The 1,606-nt window shown below is 70.6% G+C and carries 2 protein-coding genes; both read right to left on the bottom strand.

Annotation, left to right across the window (positions count from 1 at the left end; all coding sequences use genetic code 11):
* A partial coding sequence (locus IE312_RS39150; protein WP_306419718.1) for an arabinofuranosidase catalytic domain-containing protein occupies positions 1-314 on the bottom strand: 314 nt, incomplete at its 3' end.
* An 84-nt stretch (positions 315-398) separates the two neighbouring features.
* The coding region (locus tag IE312_RS07055; protein WP_229899225.1) for an RICIN domain-containing protein at positions 399-1,606 on the bottom strand (1,208 nt) is incomplete at its 5' end.

Raw genomic sequence — 1,606 nt, forward strand, 5'->3', positions numbered from 1 at the left:
GTCGCGTTGTCGGACGAGCGCCTGACCTGGTAGAGCGGGCCGTTGTACGTGGCGTACAGCGCCCGGGTCGTGCTGTGCGCGGCGACACATGGCGTGCCGCCGGCCGCGTACAGGTCACACGGCCCGGACGTGGCGGCCTGCGCCGCCCCGCTCGTGGCCGAACCGGCGACCAGCGCACCGAGGAGTACCACGACCGCGGCGGTCACACGGGCGAGGACGGCACGACGGCGTGGCCGGTGCTGCCGGTGGACGACGGCGCAAGCGTCCGTCCTGTCGACGGCGTTCGCACCTGTGGGGGAGGGACTGTGTCTCATGGCATCCCTGGATCGTCGAGTCTGTCGGGTGATGAGGTGTCGATGGCGAAGGCGATGGCGATGCGGACTGCCCGGCCCGGGTTCCTAACTCTCCGCACGCCAGCGCTGGTTCGCACCGCCCGAGCAGCTCCACAGCTGCACCTTGGTCCCGTTGGCGGTGCCCTGGCCGCTGGCGTCCAGGCAGAGGCCCGACTGCACCGCTGTGATCGTGCCGTCGGGGTTGACGTTCCACTGCTGGTCCGCCTGTCCGCCGCAGTCCCAGATCACCGCGCGGGCGCCGTTGCCGGTTCCCTGACCGGTGGTGCCGAGGCACTTGCCGCCGTAGCCGACCAGCTGTTTGCCGGTGGTGTAGGTCCACCGCTGGTTGGCACCGCCGTTGCAGTCCCACAGCTGTGCCTGGGTGCCGTTGGTCGTGCTGAAGTTGTCGACGTCGAGGCAGCGCCCCGACTGCTGGCCGACCAGTTTCTGGTTGTCGGGTGCCGGAGGGGTGGTGGGCGGCGTCGGATTCGAGCCGAACTGCGTGAAGAACTGCCATACCGCTGAGGACGTCCACGTGCGCCAGCCGTCACCGGTGGAACCGTCCACGGGCCCGGGGTCGTGACCCGCTCCGTCGAAGGCGGCCCACACGACCGGGTATCCGGCCCGGCACCCGGAGTAGGCGGTGATGACGTGGGTCAGACTGCCGTAGGCCGGCTCGGGCGGGTTCTGCGGGGTGCAGCCGTTGGCCCGGACGAAGGTGTCGCGCAGTTCCCGGCCCAGGGAGACGGGCAGCACGTTGTCCCTGATGCCGTGCAGGCCCATGTAGGCGATGGGCTGGGTGCCGCCGCCGCAGCCGCTGAGGTTCGCGCCGGAGTAGACCGCGACCGCGCGGAACACCGTCGCCCGGGAGCAGGCCAGGGCGTACGACATCGCGCCGCCGTAGCTGAAGCCGGCGGAGAACACCTGTGTGGTGTCGACGCACAGTCCGGCTTCGATCTGGCTGACCATGGCGTCGACGAAGGCCAGGTCCTGGCCGCCGGAGTTGGCCCAGCCGTTGTCGATCCCCTGCGGAGCGACGAAGATCGTGCCGTTGTTCGCGCTGTCGGCGAGGCGCCGGAGCCCGTAGTAGGACCAGTTGTAGCCGTCCGTGCCGCCCGAGTCGACGTCGTTGGCGGTGCCGCCCCGCCAGTGGAAACCGAAGATCAGCCGGTAGGGGTGGCTGGGGTCGTAGCCGGCCGGGACCCTCAGGATGTAGCTGCGGGTCCGGCCCCCGCTCTGGATCGTGTGCGTACCGCTGGCCAGCGACGGGGCCT

Origin of the sequence: Streptomyces capoamus (genome assembly GCF_014654935.1) — a bacterium.
Classification (GTDB): domain Bacteria; phylum Actinomycetota; class Actinomycetes; order Streptomycetales; family Streptomycetaceae; genus Streptomyces; species Streptomyces capoamus.